Annotated in this window: 1 pseudogene; it reads left to right on the top strand. The window is 58.9% G+C overall.

Annotated elements, in window-relative coordinates:
• Nucleotides 1-523: pseudogene (locus J5224_RS35075) on the top strand (peptidase M50); the annotation flags it as partial.

Here is a 523-nt window from a genome sequence, read left to right as displayed (position 1 = left end):
CGATCTTCAATTGGCAGAATCCGCCCCCGGCAGCAACGGCGCACCACAATGGGTGCTTTCCGATCCGATCACCGGGCGTTACTTCACGCTGGCACCGTCCGCGATCCGGATGCTGCGCTATTGGTCGCTGCGCCACCCGCAGCAGATTCTGGCCGCAGCCAATCAGGAACCGGGTTTGCCGCTGCGGGTAAAGGAGCTGGAGCAACTGTTGCAGTTTCTGCGTCAGCACGATTTGGTCAGTTCCGGGGATGCCGAGCAGCGCCAACGCTATCTGGACAAAGCGCGCGCCCTGCATACCCGTTGGTGGAAAAAGATACTGCATCAATATCTGTTTTTTCGCATTCCGCTGTGGCGTCCGGACCCGATTCTCAATCGTTGCTGGCCCTGGTTACAGCGCTATGGCACGCCTTTTCTCATTGGCGTGTTTCCGCTGCTATTGGCGTTGGGCCTGTTTCTGGTCAGCCGTGACTGGGTGCGCTATACCCACGCGTTTCCTCATCTGTTCAGCCTGTCCGGTATGGCC

This window comes from Candidatus Symbiopectobacterium sp. NZEC135, assembly GCF_025962695.1.
This window is presented reverse-complemented; position numbering and strand designations above follow the sequence as displayed.